The organism is Limnothrix sp. FACHB-1083, from assembly GCF_014696485.1.
Lineage (GTDB): Bacteria > Cyanobacteriota > Cyanobacteriia > CACIAM-69d > CACIAM-69d > CACIAM-69d.
The window spans coordinates 139,499-158,737 of record NZ_JACJQD010000002.1; the positions used below are offsets into that span (position 1 = coordinate 139,499).

19 protein-coding genes are annotated in these 19,239 nt (G+C 52.5%); 10 read left to right on the forward strand and 9 right to left on the reverse strand.

Annotation, left to right across the window (positions count from 1 at the left end; all coding sequences use genetic code 11):
• Window positions 1–20: 20 nt before the first annotated feature.
• Window positions 21–227: a twin-arginine translocase TatA/TatE family subunit gene (tatA, locus tag H6F46_RS02585; protein ID WP_190353443.1), complete on the reverse strand. Its 207-nt coding sequence runs from the start codon at window positions 225–227 to the stop codon at window positions 21–23.
• Window positions 194–457, reverse strand: a complete 264-nt coding sequence (locus H6F46_RS02590; protein WP_190353444.1) for a hypothetical protein — start codon at window positions 455–457, stop codon at window positions 194–196. Before H6F46_RS02590 ends, tatA begins: the two co-directional genes overlap by 34 nt.
• A 47-nt stretch (window positions 458–504) precedes the next feature.
• Between H6F46_RS02590 and ispG the strand changes: the two genes are divergently transcribed.
• From ispG to H6F46_RS19050, 6 genes are all read left to right on the forward strand, one after another.
• Window positions 505–1,749 carry a (E)-4-hydroxy-3-methylbut-2-enyl-diphosphate synthase gene (ispG, locus tag H6F46_RS02595; protein WP_099532671.1) on the forward strand — a complete coding sequence of 415 codons (1,245 nt, stop codon included), beginning with the start codon at window positions 505–507 and terminating at the stop codon, window positions 1,747–1,749.
• Window positions 1,750–2,062: 313 nt separating this feature from the next.
• Window positions 2,063–3,856, forward strand: a complete 1,794-nt coding sequence (gene typA / locus H6F46_RS02600) for a translational GTPase TypA (RefSeq protein WP_099532669.1) — start codon at window positions 2,063–2,065, stop codon at window positions 3,854–3,856.
• A gap of 171 nt (window positions 3,857–4,027) precedes the next feature.
• Window positions 4,028–5,527, forward strand: a complete 1,500-nt coding sequence (locus tag H6F46_RS02605) for an AAA family ATPase (RefSeq protein WP_190353445.1) — start codon at window positions 4,028–4,030, stop codon at window positions 5,525–5,527.
• A gap of 12 nt (window positions 5,528–5,539) precedes the next feature.
• Window positions 5,540–6,565: a hypothetical protein gene (locus tag H6F46_RS02610; RefSeq protein ID WP_190353446.1), complete on the forward strand. Its 1,026-nt coding sequence runs from the start codon at window positions 5,540–5,542 to the stop codon at window positions 6,563–6,565.
• The gene (locus tag H6F46_RS02615) at window positions 6,562–6,891 is read left to right on the forward strand and encodes a DUF29 domain-containing protein (RefSeq protein WP_347278267.1); all 330 of its coding nucleotides are present in this window, start codon (window positions 6,562–6,564) and stop codon (window positions 6,889–6,891) included. The genes H6F46_RS02610 and H6F46_RS02615 overlap by 4 nt, the downstream gene beginning before the upstream one ends.
• Before the next feature lie 105 nt (window positions 6,892–6,996).
• Window positions 6,997–7,311: a hypothetical protein gene (locus H6F46_RS19050; protein WP_199291354.1), complete on the forward strand. Its 315-nt coding sequence runs from the start codon at window positions 6,997–6,999 to the stop codon at window positions 7,309–7,311.
• Between the two features lie 115 nt (window positions 7,312–7,426).
• Here H6F46_RS19050 and H6F46_RS02625 read toward each other — a convergent pair whose 3' ends face one another.
• Window positions 7,427–9,634: a Calx-beta domain-containing protein gene (locus tag H6F46_RS02625; RefSeq protein ID WP_190353447.1), complete on the reverse strand. Its 2,208-nt coding sequence runs from the start codon at window positions 9,632–9,634 to the stop codon at window positions 7,427–7,429.
• A 329-nt stretch (window positions 9,635–9,963) separates the two neighbouring features.
• Here H6F46_RS02625 and H6F46_RS19510 point away from each other — a divergent pair, with 329 nt between their 5' ends.
• Both H6F46_RS19510 and H6F46_RS02630 read left to right on the forward strand, forming a co-directional pair.
• Window positions 9,964–10,092: a hypothetical protein gene (locus H6F46_RS19510; RefSeq protein WP_255508868.1), complete on the forward strand. Its 129-nt coding sequence runs from the start codon at window positions 9,964–9,966 to the stop codon at window positions 10,090–10,092.
• Window positions 10,089–10,226: a hypothetical protein gene (locus tag H6F46_RS02630; protein WP_190353448.1), complete on the forward strand. Its 138-nt coding sequence runs from the start codon at window positions 10,089–10,091 to the stop codon at window positions 10,224–10,226. Before H6F46_RS19510 ends, H6F46_RS02630 begins: the two co-directional genes overlap by 4 nt.
• A gap of 473 nt (window positions 10,227–10,699) precedes the next feature.
• On the opposite strand, the gene H6F46_RS02635 is transcribed toward H6F46_RS02630, so the two are convergent.
• The 4 genes from H6F46_RS02635 to trpB all read right to left on the reverse strand — a co-directional run bounded on the left by H6F46_RS02635 (window position 10,700) and on the right by trpB (window position 15,257).
• The gene (locus tag H6F46_RS02635; RefSeq protein WP_199309216.1) at window positions 10,700–11,371 is read right to left on the reverse strand and encodes a hypothetical protein; all 672 of its coding nucleotides are present in this window, start codon (window positions 11,369–11,371) and stop codon (window positions 10,700–10,702) included.
• Between the two features lie 189 nt (window positions 11,372–11,560).
• A complete protein-coding gene (malQ, locus tag H6F46_RS02640; RefSeq protein WP_199291355.1) occupies window positions 11,561–13,057 on the reverse strand; it encodes a 4-alpha-glucanotransferase in 1,497 nt (498 codons plus the stop codon).
• Window positions 13,058–13,127: 70 nt separating this feature from the next.
• Window positions 13,128–13,808, reverse strand: coding sequence for a sulfotransferase family protein (locus H6F46_RS02645; RefSeq protein ID WP_190353449.1), 681 nt, complete (start codon window positions 13,806–13,808; stop codon window positions 13,128–13,130).
• A 213-nt stretch (window positions 13,809–14,021) separates the two neighbouring features.
• The gene (trpB, locus tag H6F46_RS02650; protein WP_190353450.1) at window positions 14,022–15,257 is read right to left on the reverse strand and encodes a tryptophan synthase subunit beta; all 1,236 of its coding nucleotides are present in this window, start codon (window positions 15,255–15,257) and stop codon (window positions 14,022–14,024) included.
• 429 nt (window positions 15,258–15,686) lie between these two features.
• Between trpB and H6F46_RS02655 the strand changes: the two genes are divergently transcribed.
• Together H6F46_RS02655 and H6F46_RS02660 are read left to right on the forward strand one after the other, a co-directional pair.
• A complete protein-coding gene (locus H6F46_RS02655) occupies window positions 15,687–15,887 on the forward strand; it encodes a DUF2811 domain-containing protein (RefSeq protein WP_099532685.1) in 201 nt (66 codons plus the stop codon).
• 298 nt (window positions 15,888–16,185) lie between these two features.
• On the forward strand, window positions 16,186–16,698 hold the full coding sequence (locus H6F46_RS02660; protein WP_190353451.1) for a hypothetical protein: 513 nt from the start codon (window positions 16,186–16,188) through the stop codon (window positions 16,696–16,698).
• Between the two features lie 197 nt (window positions 16,699–16,895).
• On the opposite strand, the gene H6F46_RS02665 is transcribed toward H6F46_RS02660, so the two are convergent.
• Together H6F46_RS02665 and zds are read right to left on the reverse strand one after the other, a co-directional pair.
• The gene (locus H6F46_RS02665; RefSeq protein WP_190353452.1) at window positions 16,896–17,468 is read right to left on the reverse strand and encodes a Uma2 family endonuclease; all 573 of its coding nucleotides are present in this window, start codon (window positions 17,466–17,468) and stop codon (window positions 16,896–16,898) included.
• A 282-nt stretch (window positions 17,469–17,750) separates the two neighbouring features.
• Window positions 17,751–19,202, reverse strand: coding sequence for a 9,9'-di-cis-zeta-carotene desaturase (gene zds / locus H6F46_RS02670; RefSeq protein ID WP_190353453.1), 1,452 nt, complete (start codon window positions 19,200–19,202; stop codon window positions 17,751–17,753).
• Window positions 19,203–19,239 lie beyond the last annotated feature (37 nt).

Genomic DNA, 19,239 nt, shown 5'->3' on the forward strand with positions numbered 1-19,239 from the left:
TCAAGGAACTAATAACTTAACTATCGATCGCCCTTGATCACTTCTCCGTCCACGTCCGGCGGGCCAGCGGGGCGATCGAGTTCTTTTTCATCGGGGTTCAGCTCATCCCGAAAACCGCGCAGGGTTTTGCCCAAGGCCCCGCCCAACTGCGGCAACTTCTTGGGGCCAAAGATCAGGATCGCCACCAACAAAATCAACAGCACTTCCGGCCAGCCCAGTCCAAACACGATCGCGCCTCTCCTAAACGACGAATGCCCGCGATCTCAGTTGCGATCGCCGCATGATTGTCGATCGCTGCCTGTACCGCTGCCCCCATAGATAGCACCAATTGTCGGATCTGACTGACTCCATCACTAGCGCAAATCGTCAAATCCGCCACAAACTCCAAGCGATCGCCCAAAGTATGGCAACCTAAAAAACTGGGAAACCCATTTATTTGGGCAACCCCTTGAACCATCCGCGCCTTCAGACATACCCCGCGCCATCCGCGATCGGAGCGAAGCCATGCAAACCCTGCCGAAACCCCCCGTTCCCAACGGCAGCATCGCCACCAACCTAGACGATCGACTGTTTGACACCACGATCCATCGTCGCCAAACCCGCCCCGTGCAAGTGGGCGACATTACGATCGGTGGCGGCCATCCGGTCGTGGTGCAGTCGATGATCAACGAAGATACCCTCGACATTCCCGGGTCTGTGGCCGCCATTCGTCGCCTCCACGAAATCGGCTGCGAAATTGTGCGCGTCACCGTCCCCAGCCTGGCCCACGCCAAGGCCATGGAAAGCATTCGCAAAACCCTGGAAGACACCTATCGCCCTGTGCCCCTAGTGGCCGATGTTCACCACAACGGCATGAAAATCGCCCTGGAAGTGGCCAAGCACGTTGATAAGGTGCGGATTAATCCGGGCTTGTATGTGTTTGAAAAGCCCCGCGCTGACCAGGACTACAGCGCCGCCGAATTTGAGGCGATCGGTAAGAAAATCCGCGAAACCCTGCAACCCCTGGTGGAAACCCTGGGCGAGCAAAACAAATGTATGCGGATTGGCGTGAACCACGGCTCCCTGGCGGAGCGGATGGTGTTCACCTATGGCGACACGCCCTTGGGCATGGTGGAATCGGCGCTGGAATTCCTGCGGATTTGCGAAGATATGCAATTCCAAAACCTGGTGATTTCCATGAAGGCCTCGCGCGTGCCCGTGATGCTGGCGGCCTATCGGTTGCTGGCCAAGCGGCTGGATGAAGCCGGGATGCCCTACCCGATCCATTTGGGCGTGACGGAAGCGGGCGACGGCGACTATGGCCGGGTCAAGTCTACCGCCGGGATTGCCACTCTGCTGGCGGAAGGGATCGGCGACACGATTCGCGTTTCGCTGACGGAAGCCCCCGAAAAGGAAATCCCCGTTTGCTACAGCATTCTGCAATCGCTGGGCCTGCGGAAAACGATGGTGGAATATGTGGCCTGCCCGTCCTGTGGGCGGACGCTGTTTAGCCTTGAAGAGGTGCTGCACCAAGTGAGGGAAGCGACGAAACACCTGGTGGGCTTGGATATTGCCGTGATGGGCTGCATTGTGAACGGGCCGGGCGAAATGGCCGATGCGGACTACGGCTATGTGGGCAAAACGCCGGGGACGATCGCCCTGTATCGGGGTCGCGACGAAATCAAGCGCGTGCCGGAAACCGAAGGCGTATCGGCGCTGATTGAGCTGATTAAGGCCGATGGCCGTTGGGTGGATCCGCCCACCAGTTAAACCGGGCGATCGACTGTTTTTGATGCGACCCTAGCCCCAAACCAGCTTCCCAGACTGTCCCTCAAGCTCGCCTTTGCGCTTGGTGGCCAAACGCTGGCGAGCTGGTTTGGCATAGCCATTTGGCATCACTGTTTGGCACATTTGGCTGCAAAAGTCAGTGGCCAATCACACTTGCCAATAACATTGCCCATGCGAATTGGCAATCCTGGGCTAGAATCATTACAGATTTTTACAAAAATCGTCTTTCCGAGACCCAACCTGCTGGACTGCTTGCTGTCAGCGGGGCCCGTGTGAACCCATCGCTAATCAACCTATGAGCCTCCCGATTCGTAACGTTGCCATCATTGCCCACGTTGACCACGGTAAAACCACCCTGGTTGACGCGCTGCTGAAGCAATCTGGCATTTTCCGCGAGGGCGAAGAAGTGCCCACCTGCGTGATGGACTCCAACGACCTCGAACGGGAGCGCGGCATCACGATTCTGTCAAAAAATACTGCGGTTCGTTACAAAGAAACACTGATCAACATCGTTGACACCCCTGGCCACGCGGACTTCGGTGGCGAAGTGGAGCGGGTGTTGGGCATGGTTGATGGCTGCGTGCTGATTGTGGATGCCAATGAAGGGCCGATGCCCCAAACGCGCTTCGTGCTGAAGAAAGCGCTGGAAAAGGGTCTCCGCCCGATCGTGGTGGTCAATAAGATCGATCGCCCGCGTGTGGAACCCATGACCGCCGTGGATAAGGTGTTGGATTTGTTCATCGAGCTGGGAGCCGATGACGACCAATGCGACTTCCCTTACCTGTTCGCTTCGGGGATGGCTGGCTTTGCCAAGAACGACTTGGCCGACGAAAACAAGGATATGCAGCCCTTGTTTGAAGCGATTCTGGAGCATGTGCCCGCGCCCGTGGGCGACCCCGAAAAACCCTTCCAACTGCAAGTGACCACCCTGGACTATTCCGAATATCTGGGTCGGATTGTGATTGGCCGGATTCATAACGGGACGGTCACCGCCGGTCAACAAGCGGCTTTGATTAAGGAAGACGGGTCAATCACCAAGGGGCGGATTACCAAGCTGTTGGGCTTTGAAGGGCTGCAACGGGTGGAAATCGAGCAGGCTTCGGCCGGTAACCTGGTGGCCATTTCCGGTTTTGCCGATGCCAACATTGGGGAAACTTTGGCCAGCGCTGAGAATCCCGAAGCGCTGCCGCTGATCAAGGTGGACGAGCCGACTCTGCAAATGACCTTTGTGGTCAACGATTCACCCTTTGCCGGTCGTGAGGGCAAGTTTGTGACCTCGCGGCAAGTGCGCGATCGCCTGATGCGCGAGTTGGAAACCAACGTGGCTCTGCGTGTGGAAGAAACGGACTCGCCCGATCGCTGGGCCGTGTCCGGTCGGGGTGAACTGCACCTGGGCATCTTGATCGAAACCATGCGCCGCGAAGGCTATGAATTCCAAGTGTCGCAGCCGCAGGTGATCTTCCGCGAAGTGAACGGCCAACCCTGCGAACCCTATGAATTGTTGGTGTTGGATGTGCCCGACGATGCATCCGGCAGTTGCATCGAAAAGCTGGGGACTCGTCGCGCTGAAATGCAGGACATGCGTGTGGGCGAAAACGGCCGCACCCAACTGGAATTCATCATCCCGGCGCGGGGTCTGATCGGGTTCCGGGGCGAGTTTATGCGCATGACCCGAGGCGAAGGGATCATGAACCACAGTTTTCATGACTACCGCCCGATCGTGGGAGACATCGACACCCGCCGCAACGGGGTGATGATTTCCTTTGAAGAAGGCGTGGCCACCTTCTACGCCATGAAGAACGCTGAAGATCGCGGTGTGTTCTTCATTGAACCGGGCACGAAGGTTTACAAGGGCATGATTGTGGGTGAGCACAACCGCCCGCAAGACATTGACCTGAACGTGTGCAAAACCAAGCAGCTCACCAACCACCGCGCGGCCGGCGGCGATGAATTGGTGCAGTTGCAAGCGCCGGTACAAATGACGCTGGAACGGGCGCTGGAATATATCGGCTCCGATGAAATGGTGGAGGTCACTCCCGAATCGATTCGGTTGCGGAAGCTCCCGGCAAAAAAGCTCGCTAAGCGCTAAGTCGTGTTAGGGCGATCGCTCCGGGGCGATCGTCTTCCCCACCTGGCAGGAGAGGCACTGATCTCTCCTGCCTTTTTGCTGTCTAGAATTTTGTGCTAGCCTCGATGGGTAGCTCTCCAGCAGCTCGCAACGCCAGTCTATTTTTACTGATCTATTAACCGATTCAAAACTATGTTTCTCAAAAAAGTTCATGTTAAAAATTTTCGTGGACTACAAGACGTAGAGCTTGAGTTCAATCAAGCTCTATCGCCTTCTGTTTTTCCAGTCGGCAGCTTAAATGGCGGTGGCAAAAGCACCCTACTACAACTTATTTTTATTCTCCTTCGCTGCGCTGCCGACCCGCAAAAACATCACTACATTCAAAATATTCTTAAAGTCAACCTAAGTAACTTTAACTCAGGTGTAAATGAAATTGCTCGCTTCTTAATTCATCATCAACAAGAAGATATCGATCTTCTGTTCCTGACGATTGATCGCGAATTGGCTAATTACAACCTAGAGGGCTTCTATCAGTATGAGCAATATCGAAATGAAGTTTCTCAAGAATTCGGATCGGAGAGTGTAATTAAGAATAGCTTAGATATGATCAGTGAAAAAAATATAGAACTAAGAAGAATTATACAGTCTCTAAGATCGAATGTTGGTAACGAAATAAAAACTTCTCAAAATCGAGAACTTGAGAAATTTATTAATGATTTACTTTCCTCGATTTACGACTCTCAATCAAGACTCGTAAATCATTTGTCAGAAGATGAGATTGAAAAACTTTCAGTGCGAATTTTACGGGCAAAAGATGATATAAAGCTCATGATCGAGAGACTTAATGATCTTCTAGAAAATCTAACAGAAATTGAATCTAGTCTCTATAATGTTCTGAAAGTATTAAATCAAAAGGAATCTGAAATTTCTACAGTTCGAGAACAGTTGGAAAATAATGGCTATTATTACATAACAATTTTATCTGATCATCATCTCTTATTTTCTCAGACACTATCTGATAAATCTATTTTTGAACTAATTGCCAGACAGGTTTATCTAGCCTGTCCTTTGGCACAAGTTTTTCTTTTTTTGGAAGAAAAAGTTCGTATGCAGCTTTTGGGCAGTAGTGAAGGTCTCCTATCCTACGTGGAAATTGTAGATCGCACTAAGCAGGCAATTGGAAACTGGTATACCTACGAATTTTCTCCAGTCAAAGCATTAGCAGAAGTTTTTAAACGCTGTATCAAAGAAGACACAAAGCTTGGTTTGGTATCTGATAATTATGGAAACTCATTGATGAGGCTCAAAGAAGAAGTGAATCAGTTCTTCACAGATAAAACCGTATCAATTGAAGATGAGTTTCAGTCCATAACATTCAGAAAAAAGGGATCTGATCAAGTCCTACTGCCTGAGGATTTGAGTCATGGTGAATTGAAAAAGTTTGGAGTCTATATCTGGTTGAAATATACAGAGATTAAGGATTCGATCGTTCTGATGGATGAAGTAGAAGTTGGCTTTCATCCTGATTGGCAATATGAAATCATTCATGAGCTACTAGAATGGTCAAACAATAACCAATTTATTTTGGCAACCCATTCCTATGATCTATGCAATGCAGTCACACCTGCTCATATCAACGATATTGAGCCTCGTTTAATACCTGAAAATAAAAACAGTGAGAAGGAATCATAAACTTGAATAACTATGAGCTTAAACAGTACTGAAATTGAAGATATGGCGCAGATGATTTATAGTTCATCTGCAATTAGAAAAAAAGCAGTCGTCCTATGTGAAGGAGCACCATCATGGGATAAGCTAAAACGAACTCCTCGTTCTCGGAAGGAGGCAGGGTTGGCTGAAGAAAAAGAATATAAGAAATCAGGAAAACTCTCCGATAGCAGCTTTTATTTGAACTGCTTACCTCGCTATCTCCGTGCAGAGAAATGCCCACAATTTTTTAGTTGTGGTAGTCGATCTAACGTAATAGATATTTTTCATCAACTACTTGATCTGCACTGCGAAGATCCTCCATCTGACAGTTACCTAGATATTAATAAGCTCTTTGCTATCGTTGATCTAGACTTGGAAGAAAAGCCAATTCGGGGTTCCATACATCAAAGCATTGAAGCAATTTATCAAAGTATTTATGGCAATAGATCTGGAAGCCTTAATCTGATCGATCATAGAATATATACAACCGGCTTAATTCATAAGGAAGCATATTTTATGCTACCAGAACTAAAACATGAAGTTTTTGATGTTTGCGCTGGATTGAGGTATTGCAATGGCGTATTCGATTTAAATAAAATATATCTAGATCTGATTCAGAGCATTTCTAAAGACAACAGAATCAAAAAGCATTTTTCAATAGTAAGAGAAAGACTTAAGGGATATCTATCACCTCAAGAGATAGAAGAATTAGACCCGATCAAACTTCAAGAAATTCTTGAAAATAAATTCCAAGAACACCTTCCATTTGACTGGTCTAATCTTGATTCTAATGAAGATTTCAGAAAAATATTGACTAGCGCTGTCTTGTTGATTGCAAAAGCCAAAGATGAAGCTTGGAAAAAAATTACTGATGATTCTGGCAGTGAGGATTTTTATTACTTCCGAATATCCATGGAAGGAAAGATTGCAACTTATTTTTCCACACATCACGAAACTGTCAAAGATTTTCACATCATGGAAATTCTAAAATTTATATGTGAAAAATCTAGAGAACCGTGAGAATCTTGAGAACTAATTTTTTATTATGGTTGAAGGATAAGAGGTTGTGCAATATCTCCCGATTGATTTATGAAGCGGATTTTTACGCTTGGATGCAGGAGCAGGTGAAACTGATGGAAAGCCAGGCATGGGATCAATTAGATCGTTGGCATTTGATTGAGGAAATTGCTGCTTTGGGTAAGCAACAGCGTCAAGAGTTGCGCGATCGACTGGCAATTTTGACTGGGCATTGGTTGAAGTGGCAATACCAAAACAACAAATTTAGTCGCAGTTGGTTGGCAAGCATTCGGGTGCAACGGCGCAATATTCAACCACCCAAATTCTGATTGCTGAATTTTAAACAAGAATACTTTGTGAGATTTTTGTTCAAATTACAAACTGAGCTGAGACTCTGTGTTTAAATAGAGTCCAGTAGTTGCTTGGTGATCTCAATGCTTCATCAGCTTTTAGGCGGTGCGATCGCCCTGGTTATCGGCTCCACGGCGATCGCACCGGCCCAGGCCCAACAGCGACCCAACACCCAATCAGCCCCCAGCAGCCGTTCCACCACCCCACCCGATCCCAACTGCCCGATCAAAGGCAACATCTCCCAAACCACGGACGGCCAAAACACCGGGCGACGGCTATATCACCTGCCAGGAATGCGGGACTATGAGCGCACCGTGATCGACCTATCGCGAGGGGAACGCTGGTTCTGTTCGGAGGCGGAGGCGATCGCGGCTGGCTGGACAAAGGCCCCGCGCTAACCACCAAAGAAAGGGGCCAGGTCGATCGACCCAGCCCCCCATCGAGTTCAGAAGTGAAATTTTTGGCAGTCTTCGCAGGACAGAATTTCTCCGTCCTGTCCTAGCCCGTACCGAACTAGATTGTGAAAGTCGCAGGATCAACGTTGGTGACGGCAGCAGGATTGAATGCCGTCGGCAGCACGTTTTGCAGCACAGCCAGGTACTTGATCGTTCCGCCGTCATTGAAGCCCAGAGCAGTAGACTCTAGCGAGCCATTACCATCAGCGTCATAGCCGATCGCCGTCAAGTTTGCACTAGCCATATCACTAGCCACGCCAATCAGGTCATCCGCTGCTACTAATGCGCCAGGGGGTGCAGTGTTGGTATAGCCAACGATCACGTCAGCAGTTGCAGGAGTCAAAGCCAGGTCAGCACGACTGTAGGCAAATGTGTCTCGAACAGCAGCATTACCAGTCAGGGTATCTCGACCAGTTCCACCCACTAAGGTGTTCGTTCCAGTACCAGCACCACCAGAAATAACATCATCGCCAGCGCCCCCCAACAGCTTGTCACTGCCATCTCCACCAGAGAGCACATCATTACCATCTCCGCCATCAGCAGTAATTGCCGCAACAGCAGGGCCAGCACCCCCGTTGATGGTATCGTCACCAGCTTCTCCACGTGCCTTAACAGGAACTGTGGTAGCAGCAGGAACCGTTAACAGATCGTTGCCAGCACCTCCATTAATCCCACCAGGGAAGGTACTCATGAGACTGTTGTCGATCGTCACTGAGTTCGGATCACTGCTGAATTGCAACGTGTTACCAACGATCGAGCTACCAGGCAATGGGCCGGGAGTTACCGTGCCAGATGCCACATCCTTAATCGTCAGCACCGAAGTAGCCTGAGTGCCCAGCGTCCCACCGGTCGGAGCCGTCAGAGTCAGGTTTACGGTTTCATCCGCTTCCGGGGTGATCGCGTCTGACAGTACGGGCACGTTCACGATTTTCACCGTTTCACCCGCCGCGAAGCTCACCACTTGGTTTGCAACCGCCGTGTAGTCCGAGCCAGCCGTCGCCGTGCCGCCTGTACCGGTCGAGAAGGTGACGGAGCCAGCTTGGGAAGTGTCGCCCGTGCGGGTGATGTTGATGGCCGCTTGTACCGTGGCCGTGCCTTCCGTCGCCGTGTAGGTTGCGCCGCTGAATTGGAAAGTGGAAGAGCCAGTGGTTCCGCCGCCGCCCGTTGCGCCCTTGTCCACGATCGTCAAGATTGCCGAATCCTGCTTGCCCAAGATTGCGCCGCCCGTGGGACGAGACAGCAACATCCGAATCGTTTCACCGCTGTCGGCCAAAGGCGCATCGTCAATCAGATCCACCTTGAAGGTTTGGCTAATTTGACCCGGCGCAAAGTTCAAGGTTTGGTTGAAGGTTTTGTAGTCTGCGTTGGCCGTTGCCGTGCCGCCCAACACACCCACATCCACAGAAACCGCGCCCGCCGATTGGTTCACATCCCGCGTCACGGTCACTTCCACTTGGGAACCTTCCGTGCCGGTCAGGTTGGCCACCGAAAATTGCAGTGCGCCTTGGGGCGGCACAGATCCAGGTTGCACACCATCGGAACTGAACGTGCCGGGGGTGTTCATCAGTTGGTTGGCGCTGACCCCTTTCACCACCGCCAAAATTTGGTTGTTGCCTTTGTCGCGAATGATGGCGCTGCCAGCGGTTTGACCGGAACCATCAAAGATTTCCAGGTCAGACATGGTGACTCCGCCAATCAGCCGAATTTGGTCTTGGCCAAATTGGTTGAAGTCTTCAATCACGTCGGCTTCCAGAATGGTGGAACCGCCGGTGGAAATTTGACCGGTCTGGGCCGAGAAGCTGTCGCTGCGGCGACCGATCACAAAGGTATCGTTGCCTTGACCGCCGCGCATGGTGTCTGCGCCCAGATCGCCGGACAACACATCGTCGCCGTCTTCGCCAAACAGCAGGTCGTTGCCTTTGCCGCCATACAGCTCGTCGCCGCCGCTGCCGCCATACAGTTGGTCGCTGTCCATGTTGCCGAACATCAGGTCATTGCCGAGTCCGCCCAACAACAGGTCATTGCCAGCACCGCCGAGCAATTCATCGTCGCCGGATTCCCCTTCCAGGGTATCTACGCCTTGGTTGCCAAACAGGCGATCGTTGTCGTTGCCGCCCAGGATGCGATCGTCTCCGTTATAGCCCCGGATGATGTCGTTGCTATCCAAACCGCTGATCACATCATTCCCGGCCAGGCTGTCGAGGGCGGCTTGGGTTTCAGTAATGGGGATGACATCGGGAAAGTTGGTTCCGTTAATAACAGCCATTGACTCCTCCAGTGGACTTGAGTTGCAAAAGGTGAGCTGTTGAGTTGAAGAGGCGCGGGCGAACAGCCGCAACCATTGCGGTCACGAGTTCGAGTCCCAAACGCTGGTGCAAGTCCTGCATTCTTGGGTGCTTAGGGGCCGGTGGAACCGGAACCGCTATCGAGGTGCAAGTGAATTGCTGTTGCGTTCCCTGTGCGGGTTGGTGAACTGTGGTTCGCTGCCTATTCCTTCGGGAAGCGATCGAAGAATCCGGAAGTGGGGAAATTTTTTTTGGGGAATTTTGCGGGAACAAAATGTTCTGAAAAGTTTTCAAAAAGTTCCCGCAATTCTTGATTTTTCTAGAAAATAATCGGGAACGATCGCCCTGTCTGGTTCGTCTGGGGAGCGACTGTTGGGAACCGGATTTTCAGGATCGGCTGGATGGCGATCGCGTCTTGGCCAACGCTCGGGTGGAGTGATCGCTCAATCCGCCCAATCCCATCGGGGCGATCGGCTCGGGTTGTTTGGGGATAGCAATGGCGTGGGGTTGGGGCCTAAGGGGCGATCGAGCCAAAAGGAAGGCATCCCAGGCGGATTAATCCTGAAGGGCTGAGGAGATTGATGGGCGATCGATGGCCGATCGATCCCGTCCTTCGGTTAGGGATCATCAACCGCAATCCCCCCAAGCCTCCTGCCCATGCCTGGGGAATGCAGCTTAAGGCTAGGGTTTTCTATTAATAGTTTTCTGGTGGTTGAAGCTTAGAAATTTTATCTAATTAATTCAGTTAGTTTCTTGATTTTAAGAGTTATTGAAAACAAAACCCAGTGGTTGGGTTGATTTTAAAAGCAGGTTTTGATAGTGACTGAAATTAGAACCCAGGAGCTTGATTCTTTTCAGTAAATCGTGGCCATGGGCTATTTTTCGATGGCTCCTCAGTTAAGGACGTAACCAGTATCACCAGGTTCCCAAGGGCTGGCCCGGTTCCTCAGGACAATTAGGGTGATGCAGGATGATTAGGGTAATTTGGGAAGGTTCGGGCAACGGTTACGCCATAGGCCAGACATCGATCGCAAGGGGGATGGCGCTTAGGATCCGTCCGACTCCAGCTCATCGGGGCCGCTGTGGATGTAGTCCCGCTCAAAGGCTAGTTTTTCGGCATATTCGCCCAAGGCAACGATTCGATCGAGATCGAACACATCAAAGACAAAATCCATCACCTCGGAATGATCGAGGCTGGGCCGCCGATAGTAGTGATTACCGGATGGATCCCGCGTCACCACCCGTTCTCGAACTAACTTGTCGCGGATGGGGCGAATGTAGTGATAAAACAACAGGGCTTGGGTGGAATATTTTCCTTGCAGTTCAAAGAAGCGCTGCTGCTCCATGAAGCTCATGCAGAAAATCATGATGATGAGTTCAATGCCCACAATGAACTTCATCAAAAAGTTTAGATAATCGGGCGTTAGGCGCTCCGGAATCGTACCCGTGAGGATGTAATAACGATAGTAATATTCACGAATATCGTTTTCACCCAGATTTTTTTGCAAGTAGAACCGCTTCAGCAAGCCTTGCACCCGTCGCCGCAAAAATTCCCGCGAGCGATCGGACAAAATGATGATTTCAAACTGAATCAGATCGTTGATGGCTTGGTGTTGTTGCTCGGGGGAAATGGCGGCAAATAGGGTGAGGGCATTGAGCAAAAACCGTCTTGTGCCCGCGTCTTTCTGCCCGAATTCTTCAAGGAATGATTCGGGCATGATTCGCGCCAGATCAAGACGGCGATTGGCAAAGTTTCTGCTCATGCGGGGCGATCGCCTGATTTCATACACCCGAGTCGATCGGGTGGGGGTTATGCTCCAAAATCTGATCCTTCGTGTCCTCAGGCCGGTTTTGTGGCCTGGCTGATGATGACGACTATCAGGCGCTCGATCGTGGCAAGGTTGCCCCTAGCCCCAGCGGCCATACAAATCCACCAACTCCCGGAGTCGATCGGCCATCCAAGGGGCAAAGGATCCCTCTAAACAGCGCCACTCCCAATTACTATCGGCCTGGCCGGGCACATTCATGCGGCAATCGCTGCCAAAGCCCAAGCAGTCTTGCAACGGAACGATCGCCCAGTCGGCCACCGAGGCCATGGCCATCCGGGTGAGATCCCACTGAATGCCATCGGGGCCCGCATAGCCAGCGTAGCGGATTACGCGCTGTTGCTCCTCGGGCGATCGGCCATTAAACCAACCCACCGTGGTGTCATTATCGTGGGTTCCCGTATAAACCACATAGTTGGGACTGCGGTAATTGTGGGGCAAATAGGGGTTACCGCTGCCGGAGTCAAAGGCAAATTGCAGAATCTTCATGCCGGGAAATTGGAACTGGTCGCGCAGTGCTTCCACCTCGGGCGTAATAATTCCCAAATCTTCCGCAATCACCGGCAACTTGCCCAAGGCCCCCTGCACCGCTTCAAAAAATGCAGCGCCCGGCCCCGGAACCCAGTCGCCATTGATGGCGGTTTCTTCCCCTTGGGGCACGGCCCAAAAGGACTCGAACCCTCGGAAGTGGTCAATTCGCACCCAATCCACCATGGTGAACAAATGGCGGAATCGGTTAATCCACCAGTGATAGCCCGTTTGGGCGTTGGTCTCCCAGTCATAAACCGGGTTCCCCCACAGTTGCCCCGTGGCGCTGAAATAGTCCGGGGGTACGCCGGCCATTTGAGCCGGATCGAGGGTGTCCGGATCCAGAGCAAACAACTCGCGATTGGCCCAAACGTCGGCGCTGTCGAAGGAGACATAGATGGGCACATCGCCCACCAATTGCACGCCCCGTTCGTTGGCAGCGGTCTTCAGTTGTTGCCACTGTTCAAAGAAGACGAATTGTAAAAACCGTTGCAGGGCGATCGGCTCGGCCAGGGTTTGGCGGGCGGCGGCCAACACGGCCGGATCTCGCTGGGCAAATCCCACATCCCAACGGTTCCAAACAATTTGGCCAAATTCCGCCTTCAGGGTCATGAACAGGGCAAAATCATCGAGCCAGGTGGCCTGCTCGGCGCAAAATTCCTCAAAGGCGGTGCGTTGTTCTGCGGTGGCATGAACTTGGAACCCAGCCCAGGCTTGGACAAACAGGCGCTCTTTGTAGGCCCGCACCGCCGCAAAGTCCACCCGATGGGGATTGAAGTCGGGCACTTGTTCGAGGGCGGCGGCAGGCAGCCAGCCAGCTTCCACCAGGCGATCGGGGCTGATCAGCAACGGCTCCCCGGCGATCGCAGAAAAACTCATATAGGGCGAATTGCCAGCACCCACCGGCCCCAAGGGCAACATTTGCCACACCCGCTGGGCCCCCGCTTGCAACCAGTCACAAAAGGCAATGGCCTGGTCACCCAGATCACCCACTCCGTAGCGACTGGGGAGCGAAGTGGGGTGCAGCAAGATTCCGCTGAGTCTGGCCATGGGAATTGTTTAAACCATCCGGATCGGGTCGGAATGACTCTAACACAGGGTCAGTCTTGCTTTTTGTTGATCAGCGTTTGTAGGCTTGGTGCTCGGTTTTGTAGGCGTGGGGAAAGGGTTGATCGGGAATTGGCACACCCAAAAAAGGGCAGAGTTTTTCCCAACCATCCCCGGCGGGAATATTCATTACTAGCAGTCGATCGGGCGGAATTTCTGCCATCACCCGATCGTTATGCTCCAGATACTTCTTCTTATAAAGAAATTCGGTGGCGATCGCCGAGCCATAAACACAATTGCGCAGGTCGCGGCGAAACTGTTGCGATGCGCTTTCTTGCCAAAAGTTTTGCCAGCCCGCTTGCCAATCCGTCGGCCAAAGCTCGTGGCTCAACCAGCGATCGAGCTGCCAACGCTGGGCAAGCTGGGCCCGAATCCCCAAGCTAGGTGACACGGGAAAGCGGTGATTGATGTGAAATTCCACACTGCGCCACCAGGCATCCACATCGCGCACGGTCAGGATGATTTTGCTGTCGGGATAGGCGGCCGCCAACTCCCGATAAAAATAGGCGCTGGGCAAATCCGTCACCACATCCACATCGTCATAGCAGCGGAAATTGGGTTGGGTGACCTTGCCGCTGAGGATCTCGTTCAGGCGATCGCGATCGAAATGCAGCCCACACAACCCCAGAATCTGCAAAGCCGCATGAAGTGAAGAAGTGCCCGTTTTGCTGAGGCCCGCGCCCAAAATTTTCATAGTTGTTGCAACTCTCGCCCTCGTGCGGTTTTGGCGGTGGCGATGCTCCCCTGATTTGGCCGTCGCCCTTTGCAAAATCTCGGGGCAAAACCTCGGGGCAAAACCTCGGGAGTAGCAAGCATCCGGGTAGGGGCGTACCGCTGTACGCCCCCACGGATGTGGCTCAGAAAATCAGCCATTCCCGTCCCAAGCGATCGGGAGTGCCAACCAGGCCTAAGGCATCAACACCTTAGCCACCGTTTGCACATCTTTATCGCCTCGGCCCGAACAATTAATCACAATTTTGGGGCTACCTTCCAAGGTCGGGCAAAGTTTTTCCAGATGGGCAAAGGCGTGGGCCGTTTCCAGTGCCGGAATAATTCCCTCCAGACGCGACACCCGTTGGAATGCATCCAACGCCTCCTGATCCGTCACGCTGTAGTATTCCGCACGTCCCGCATCCTTCAAGTAAGCGTGTTCCGGGCCAACGCCGGGATAGTCCAACCCAGCGCTGATTGAGTGGGCCTCAATGACCTGGCCGTCGCCATCTTGCAGCAAATAGCTCATGGCCCCATGCAACACGCCCACCCGGCCTTTAGTCAAGGTAGCCGCGTGCTTTTCGGTTTCGGCTCCCTCGCCGGCCGCTTCCACACCAATCATCCGCACCGTTGGCTCCGTCACAAACTCATGGAATAGCCCCATAGCATTGGAGCCACCGCCGACGCAGGCCAGCAAAATATCTGGCAGTCCGCCCCACTTGGCTTGGCACTGTTGGCGGGTTTCCTGACCAATGATGGCGTGGAAGTCGCGCACCATCATCGGGTAAGGGTGGGGGCCAGCCACGGAACCCAGGATGTAGTGGGTGGTTTCCACGTTGGTCACCCAGTCACGAATCGCTTCCGAGGTGGCATCCTTCAGCGTGCCGGTTCCCGCTTCCACGGGTCGCACTTCTGCACCCATCAGCTTCATGCGGAACACGTTCAGGGCCTGGCGCTCCATGTCATGGATGCCCATGTAAATCACGCAATCGAGGCCGAAGCGGGCGCAAACGGTGGCCGTGGCCACGCCGTGTTGACCGGCTCCGGTTTCGGCGATGATCCGCTGTTTGCCCATCCGCTTGGCCAGGAGGGCTTGGGCGATCGCGTTGTTGATTTTGTGTGCGCCCGTGTGGTTCAGGTCTTCGCGCTTCAGGTAAATTTGCGGGCCGCTGCCGTCGGGCCGGGCGTAGTGCTGCGTCAGTCGCTCGGCAAAGTAGAGCGGGCTAGGGCGACCCACATAGTCCTGAAGCAACCCTTGCAGTTCCGCTTGAAAGTCTGGGTCGTGCCGATAGTGCTCGTAGGCCCGCTCCAACTCAGCCAGGGCGGGCATCAGGGTTTCGGGAACGTATTTGCCGCCGAACTGGCCAAACCGGCCGAGGGCATCGGGCACTTGGGCATTGAAGGTGGCGGAACGGAGCGGGGTTACGGTCACGACTAGCTGGGCTGAATTCAACACCTCCATTATCGCATTGGGCGCTGGGCTGACGATCCGAGGCCCCCGGTCAGGATTTCTGAGGATGCAAATCATTTTGCAAAGGGGAAATTCTTATCTTGGGGGAAAGTTTTCCACAGGTTTTCCACAGAAGACCCCCAAGTTTTCCACAGAAATGACGGAGTTTTCCACAGGCTATGTCGCCAACGATACGGTTTGTCGTTCAGTTGGGGATTGTTTTGGGCGATCGCCCACTTTCTCATAAAAGGCAATTTTTTATGACTTTATGTAAATTAAATGAATAAAAATATATGCTATCCAGAAAAAATTCTGAGTTTTTGAGCTGGATCGCAATATTTCGCAGCATTGACATCGCCGGGAGCCTGGCGCACAATGTTGCCGCTTACCAATGTGGCTGGGGTTTTGCCGATGAGTGGCACAGTTAGCATCGTGGCGGAAATTCCTGAAGAACTCCACGAAGCCCTTAAGGATTATTTGGAAGTGCATCCCGACTGGGATTTGAACCGGGTGTTTGCAGCGGCGTTGTCGCTTTTTCTGTTGCAAAACGGGGAGAGCGATCGGCGGGTGTCGCGGGTTTATCTATCAACGCTGTTTCGCCAACCAGCTTAGGGGTTTTGGCTCGGCTTGGCCTGCGCTAGGGCGATCGGGAAGGCAACAGCATCAACCATCGCAATCAGCCTTCAATTGAAAAGTTGAAGCTCCAGTGATAAAGCTCCAGAGATGAAACTCAATATTGCAGAGCCAAGGGAGGATCGAGTTATCCCTTGGCTCTATTCGTTTCTGATTGGTTTTAAACTGATTAGAAATTGGTCTATGGAACCGACGAATCAGATCCGTTCGTCAAATTCAGCAAATTCATCCATCAATGATCATAATCGGGGTAATGACAGCAGTGATAACAACACTCATGACAGCACTCACGGCAGTGGTTGACTCCCCATTGCTCGATCGCCTGGGCTTGGAGTGGGGAGACTTTGCCCTTTGGTTTGGCGTAATTGGTGCGGTGTTGGGTGGCTCTTTAGGGATTATGATTTGGGCCTATCGCGGACAGGGTAGCCGATCGATTTTGTTCACGGAGGCGGTTCCCTTGCCAACAGAGAACGGCGATCGAATTCCTAAGGCGATCGCGGCTTTCAATCAAGGACAAACGCTGTTTACGCAAGGGGACTATCGGACAGCCGGTGAGCGATTTGCAACGGCCCTAGAATTAGCACCCAACTGGCCGGAAGCTTACCATAACTGGGGTCTGGCCTTGGCCAATTTGCTCAATGACAATGAAGCCGTTCCTCGGTTGGTGAAGGCGGGAGATTTATATTTAGAAAATCAGAATTTGCAAGGTAGCGCTTTGTTGCGACGGCATTTATCGGCCATGGTGGAACGCAAAAAGCAACGGCAAGCCCAACAGAAACTGGTGAATTAATAGTTAATTAACGGTGAGTTAACTAATGGTGAACCTTAGCCCGTAGGGTGGGCATTGCCCACCGAATCGTTATTTTATGGCATCTGCAATCTGGCGCACCAATTGTTCTAGGCAAATGGTTCTAGGCAAAGGCTGGACAAGAAATCGCAGAAGTTGAAGAATTTGAATTTTTGACATTCTTGGCATTTTTCGCAGTTTCAGAGTGCTAGCCAACTAAATAAAACTTCTGAGGTGAGGGTCAGCTCTCCAACAAATTCTGGAATGGGCAAGGGGCGATCGGGCATTTCTTCTAGATCAAACAAAAGTGCCTCTTGACCCGGCCGATAGATCATCACCGCTTTGTTTGCAGGATCAATAATCCAACCAGCGATCGTTCCGTGCTGAAAGCAATGGCGTAGTTTTTTAAACAATTGGGCATGGCTTTGATCAGGAGACAGAATCTCCACCACCCAATCGGGAGCCAGCAGAAATCGATCGGCAATTTCACCCGATTCATCTTTGGGAATCCGTTCCCAAGAAAAGACAGCAATATCCGGCACGATCGAGCGCCCATCAAAGGTGCAACGCAATTCAGTAAATGCCAGCCCCCGACGGCGGGAACGAACTACGGCATTAATGGCGGCAGCTAGTTCAGCTTGGATGATGCTATGTTTTCCTTTGGGCATGGGTTTTTGCAGGATTTGCCCGTCGATATATTCACTCGCTGGTTGGGTTTCTGGCAACTCCAAAAAGTCTGCCAGGGCGATCGGGGCGGTCAGGGTTTCTAGCATGTGAACATCACCGTGCTTACAACCAATTGATTCATAACCAATTGATTTATTTTGACACCGGAATTGTGGGATGCAGAAAAGTGGGTTCAGAACTGGCCTGAACTGGTTTGAATCGTCTGCACAATCAACACTTCTGCACGATCAACACTGTTGAACCTGGAGGGTGGCCATTAACCACCCCACACGCTGCTGCGATCAGCACTTGAAGATATGACCCGATCACCCGGTTACCCCCGGTTGCCCGAGGATGACCCCATCAACCCCATCATGGGCAGCCGATGGCTAGGCCGCGATCGGGAGTTTGGTGCTTAACAGCGCCTTCGCGGCCTGTTTGCCCGAGAGAGTTGCGCCCTCCATGCTGTCGATGTAGTCCTGCATGGTGTAGCTGCCGGCCAAGAAGAAGTTCTCGATCGAGGTCTTTTGGTTGGGGCGGTAGGGATCCATGCCCGGCCCTTCGCGGTACAGCGATTGGGCCAGCTTCACCACCCCTGACCACACCAGATTCAGGCTGCGCGATGAGGGAAACAGGTCATGGACTTGCTTGAGGACATGCTGCACCGTTTCCTCATTGGACTTTTTGATGAACGGGTCGCCGGGAGTCAACACCAATTGCAGCAGGGAGCCTTGGCCCTCACGGTAGTAGTCTTTGGGGCTGGTGAGGGCCAAGTCCGCAAAACAAGAAAAATCCGCATCGGCCGAATAGAGCAAGTTATCCAAGCCCCGTGCTTTGCTCAGATCCTTCATGGCTTCGGGATTTTGCATTTCTGTGACCCAGCCATCGAACCGCAACTGCACCGTGGCCACGGGCACGGCTTCCAGCTTGTAGATGTTGTCGAATTCGGGAATTTTGCGCCAGGATTCCGGCAACAGGCGCTGAATTCCGGGAATGTCGCAGGCGGCCACATAGGCATCGGCCGTGATGCGCTCGGTGGCTTCCCCGTCGGCCACGTCAAGGCCCGTGACGCGGATTTCGCCGTTGCTGCTTTCGGTGTATTGCACTTCCCGAATGCGGCGACGCAGGTGAATTTTGCCGCCGCGATCGGTGATGTATTTCACGATCGGCTTGTGCAAATATTCATCGGGCGAGCCGGCCAGCATCCGCAACACCGAAGCTTCGGTCTTGGCGGCGAAGAATTGGAAGATGGTGAGCATACACCGCGCCGAAATATTTTCGGTGTCAATGAAGCCAAGGGCGTAGGCGATCGGGTTCCACATCCGCTTCAAGCTGCCGTCGGAGCCACCGTGGCTGCGAAACCAGTCGGCAAAGCTGACCCGATCCAGCTCACGGATCGTTTTCATTGCGCCCTTGAAGTCCACCAATCCCCGGACGATCGGGCTGGTTCCCAGGGCGATCGAGTTAGCCAGCTTGTCGGCAACCGACAGTTGCGAAGTGGTGAAAAAAGCCTTCAAACCGTTGAAAGGGGCCCCGATCGGGAAGCGAAAATCCAGCTCGCCCAAATTGCCACCCCGATTCACGAAGGTGTGGGTATGCTCCTTCAGCAACAGATTTTCAAAGGCTCCCACCTTTTTCATCAGGCCGAACAGGTTTTCATAGCAGCCAAAGAAGACGTGCAAGCCCATCTCCACATGGTTACCGTCTGCATCAACCCAACTGCCAACCTTGCCGCCAACAAAGTTGCGGGCCTCAAAGATTTCCACTTCATGGCCCGCATCGACTAGATCCACGGCGGTGGCTAATCCGGCTAATCCGGCTCCCACGATCGCGACTCGCATGGCTGCCTCAAATCCTTCTGTGCATCGGGTGAGTAGG

Bases quoted from the DNA above. Each gene is read 5' to 3' on its own strand.
- H6F46_RS02590 (WP_190353444.1), bottom strand. From the start codon at position 457: ATGGTTCAAGGGGTTGCCCAAATAAATGGGTTTCCCAGTTTTTTAGGT.
- ispG (WP_099532671.1), top strand. From the start codon at position 505: ATGCAAACCCTGCCGAAACCCCCCGTTCCCAACGGCAGCATCGCCACC.
- typA (WP_099532669.1), top strand. From the start codon at position 2,063: ATGAGCCTCCCGATTCGTAACGTTGCCATCATTGCCCACGTTGACCAC.
- H6F46_RS02605 (WP_190353445.1), top strand. From the start codon at position 4,028: ATGTTTCTCAAAAAAGTTCATGTTAAAAATTTTCGTGGACTACAAGAC.
- H6F46_RS02610 (WP_190353446.1), top strand. From the start codon at position 5,540: ATGAGCTTAAACAGTACTGAAATTGAAGATATGGCGCAGATGATTTAT.
- H6F46_RS19050 (WP_199291354.1), top strand. From the start codon at position 6,997: ATGCTTCATCAGCTTTTAGGCGGTGCGATCGCCCTGGTTATCGGCTCC.
- H6F46_RS02625 (WP_190353447.1), bottom strand. From the start codon at position 9,634: ATGGCTGTTATTAACGGAACCAACTTTCCCGATGTCATCCCCATTACT.
- H6F46_RS02635 (WP_199309216.1), bottom strand. From the start codon at position 11,371: ATGCCCGAATCATTCCTTGAAGAATTCGGGCAGAAAGACGCGGGCACA.
- malQ (WP_199291355.1), bottom strand. From the start codon at position 13,057: ATGGCCAGACTCAGCGGAATCTTGCTGCACCCCACTTCGCTCCCCAGT.
- H6F46_RS02645 (WP_190353449.1), bottom strand. From the start codon at position 13,808: ATGAAAATTTTGGGCGCGGGCCTCAGCAAAACGGGCACTTCTTCACTT.
- H6F46_RS02655 (WP_099532685.1), top strand. From the start codon at position 15,687: ATGAGTGGCACAGTTAGCATCGTGGCGGAAATTCCTGAAGAACTCCAC.
- H6F46_RS02660 (WP_190353451.1), top strand. From the start codon at position 16,186: ATGACAGCACTCACGGCAGTGGTTGACTCCCCATTGCTCGATCGCCTG.
- H6F46_RS02665 (WP_190353452.1), bottom strand. From the start codon at position 17,468: ATGCTAGAAACCCTGACCGCCCCGATCGCCCTGGCAGACTTTTTGGAG.
- zds (WP_190353453.1), bottom strand. From the start codon at position 19,202: ATGCGAGTCGCGATCGTGGGAGCCGGATTAGCCGGATTAGCCACCGCC.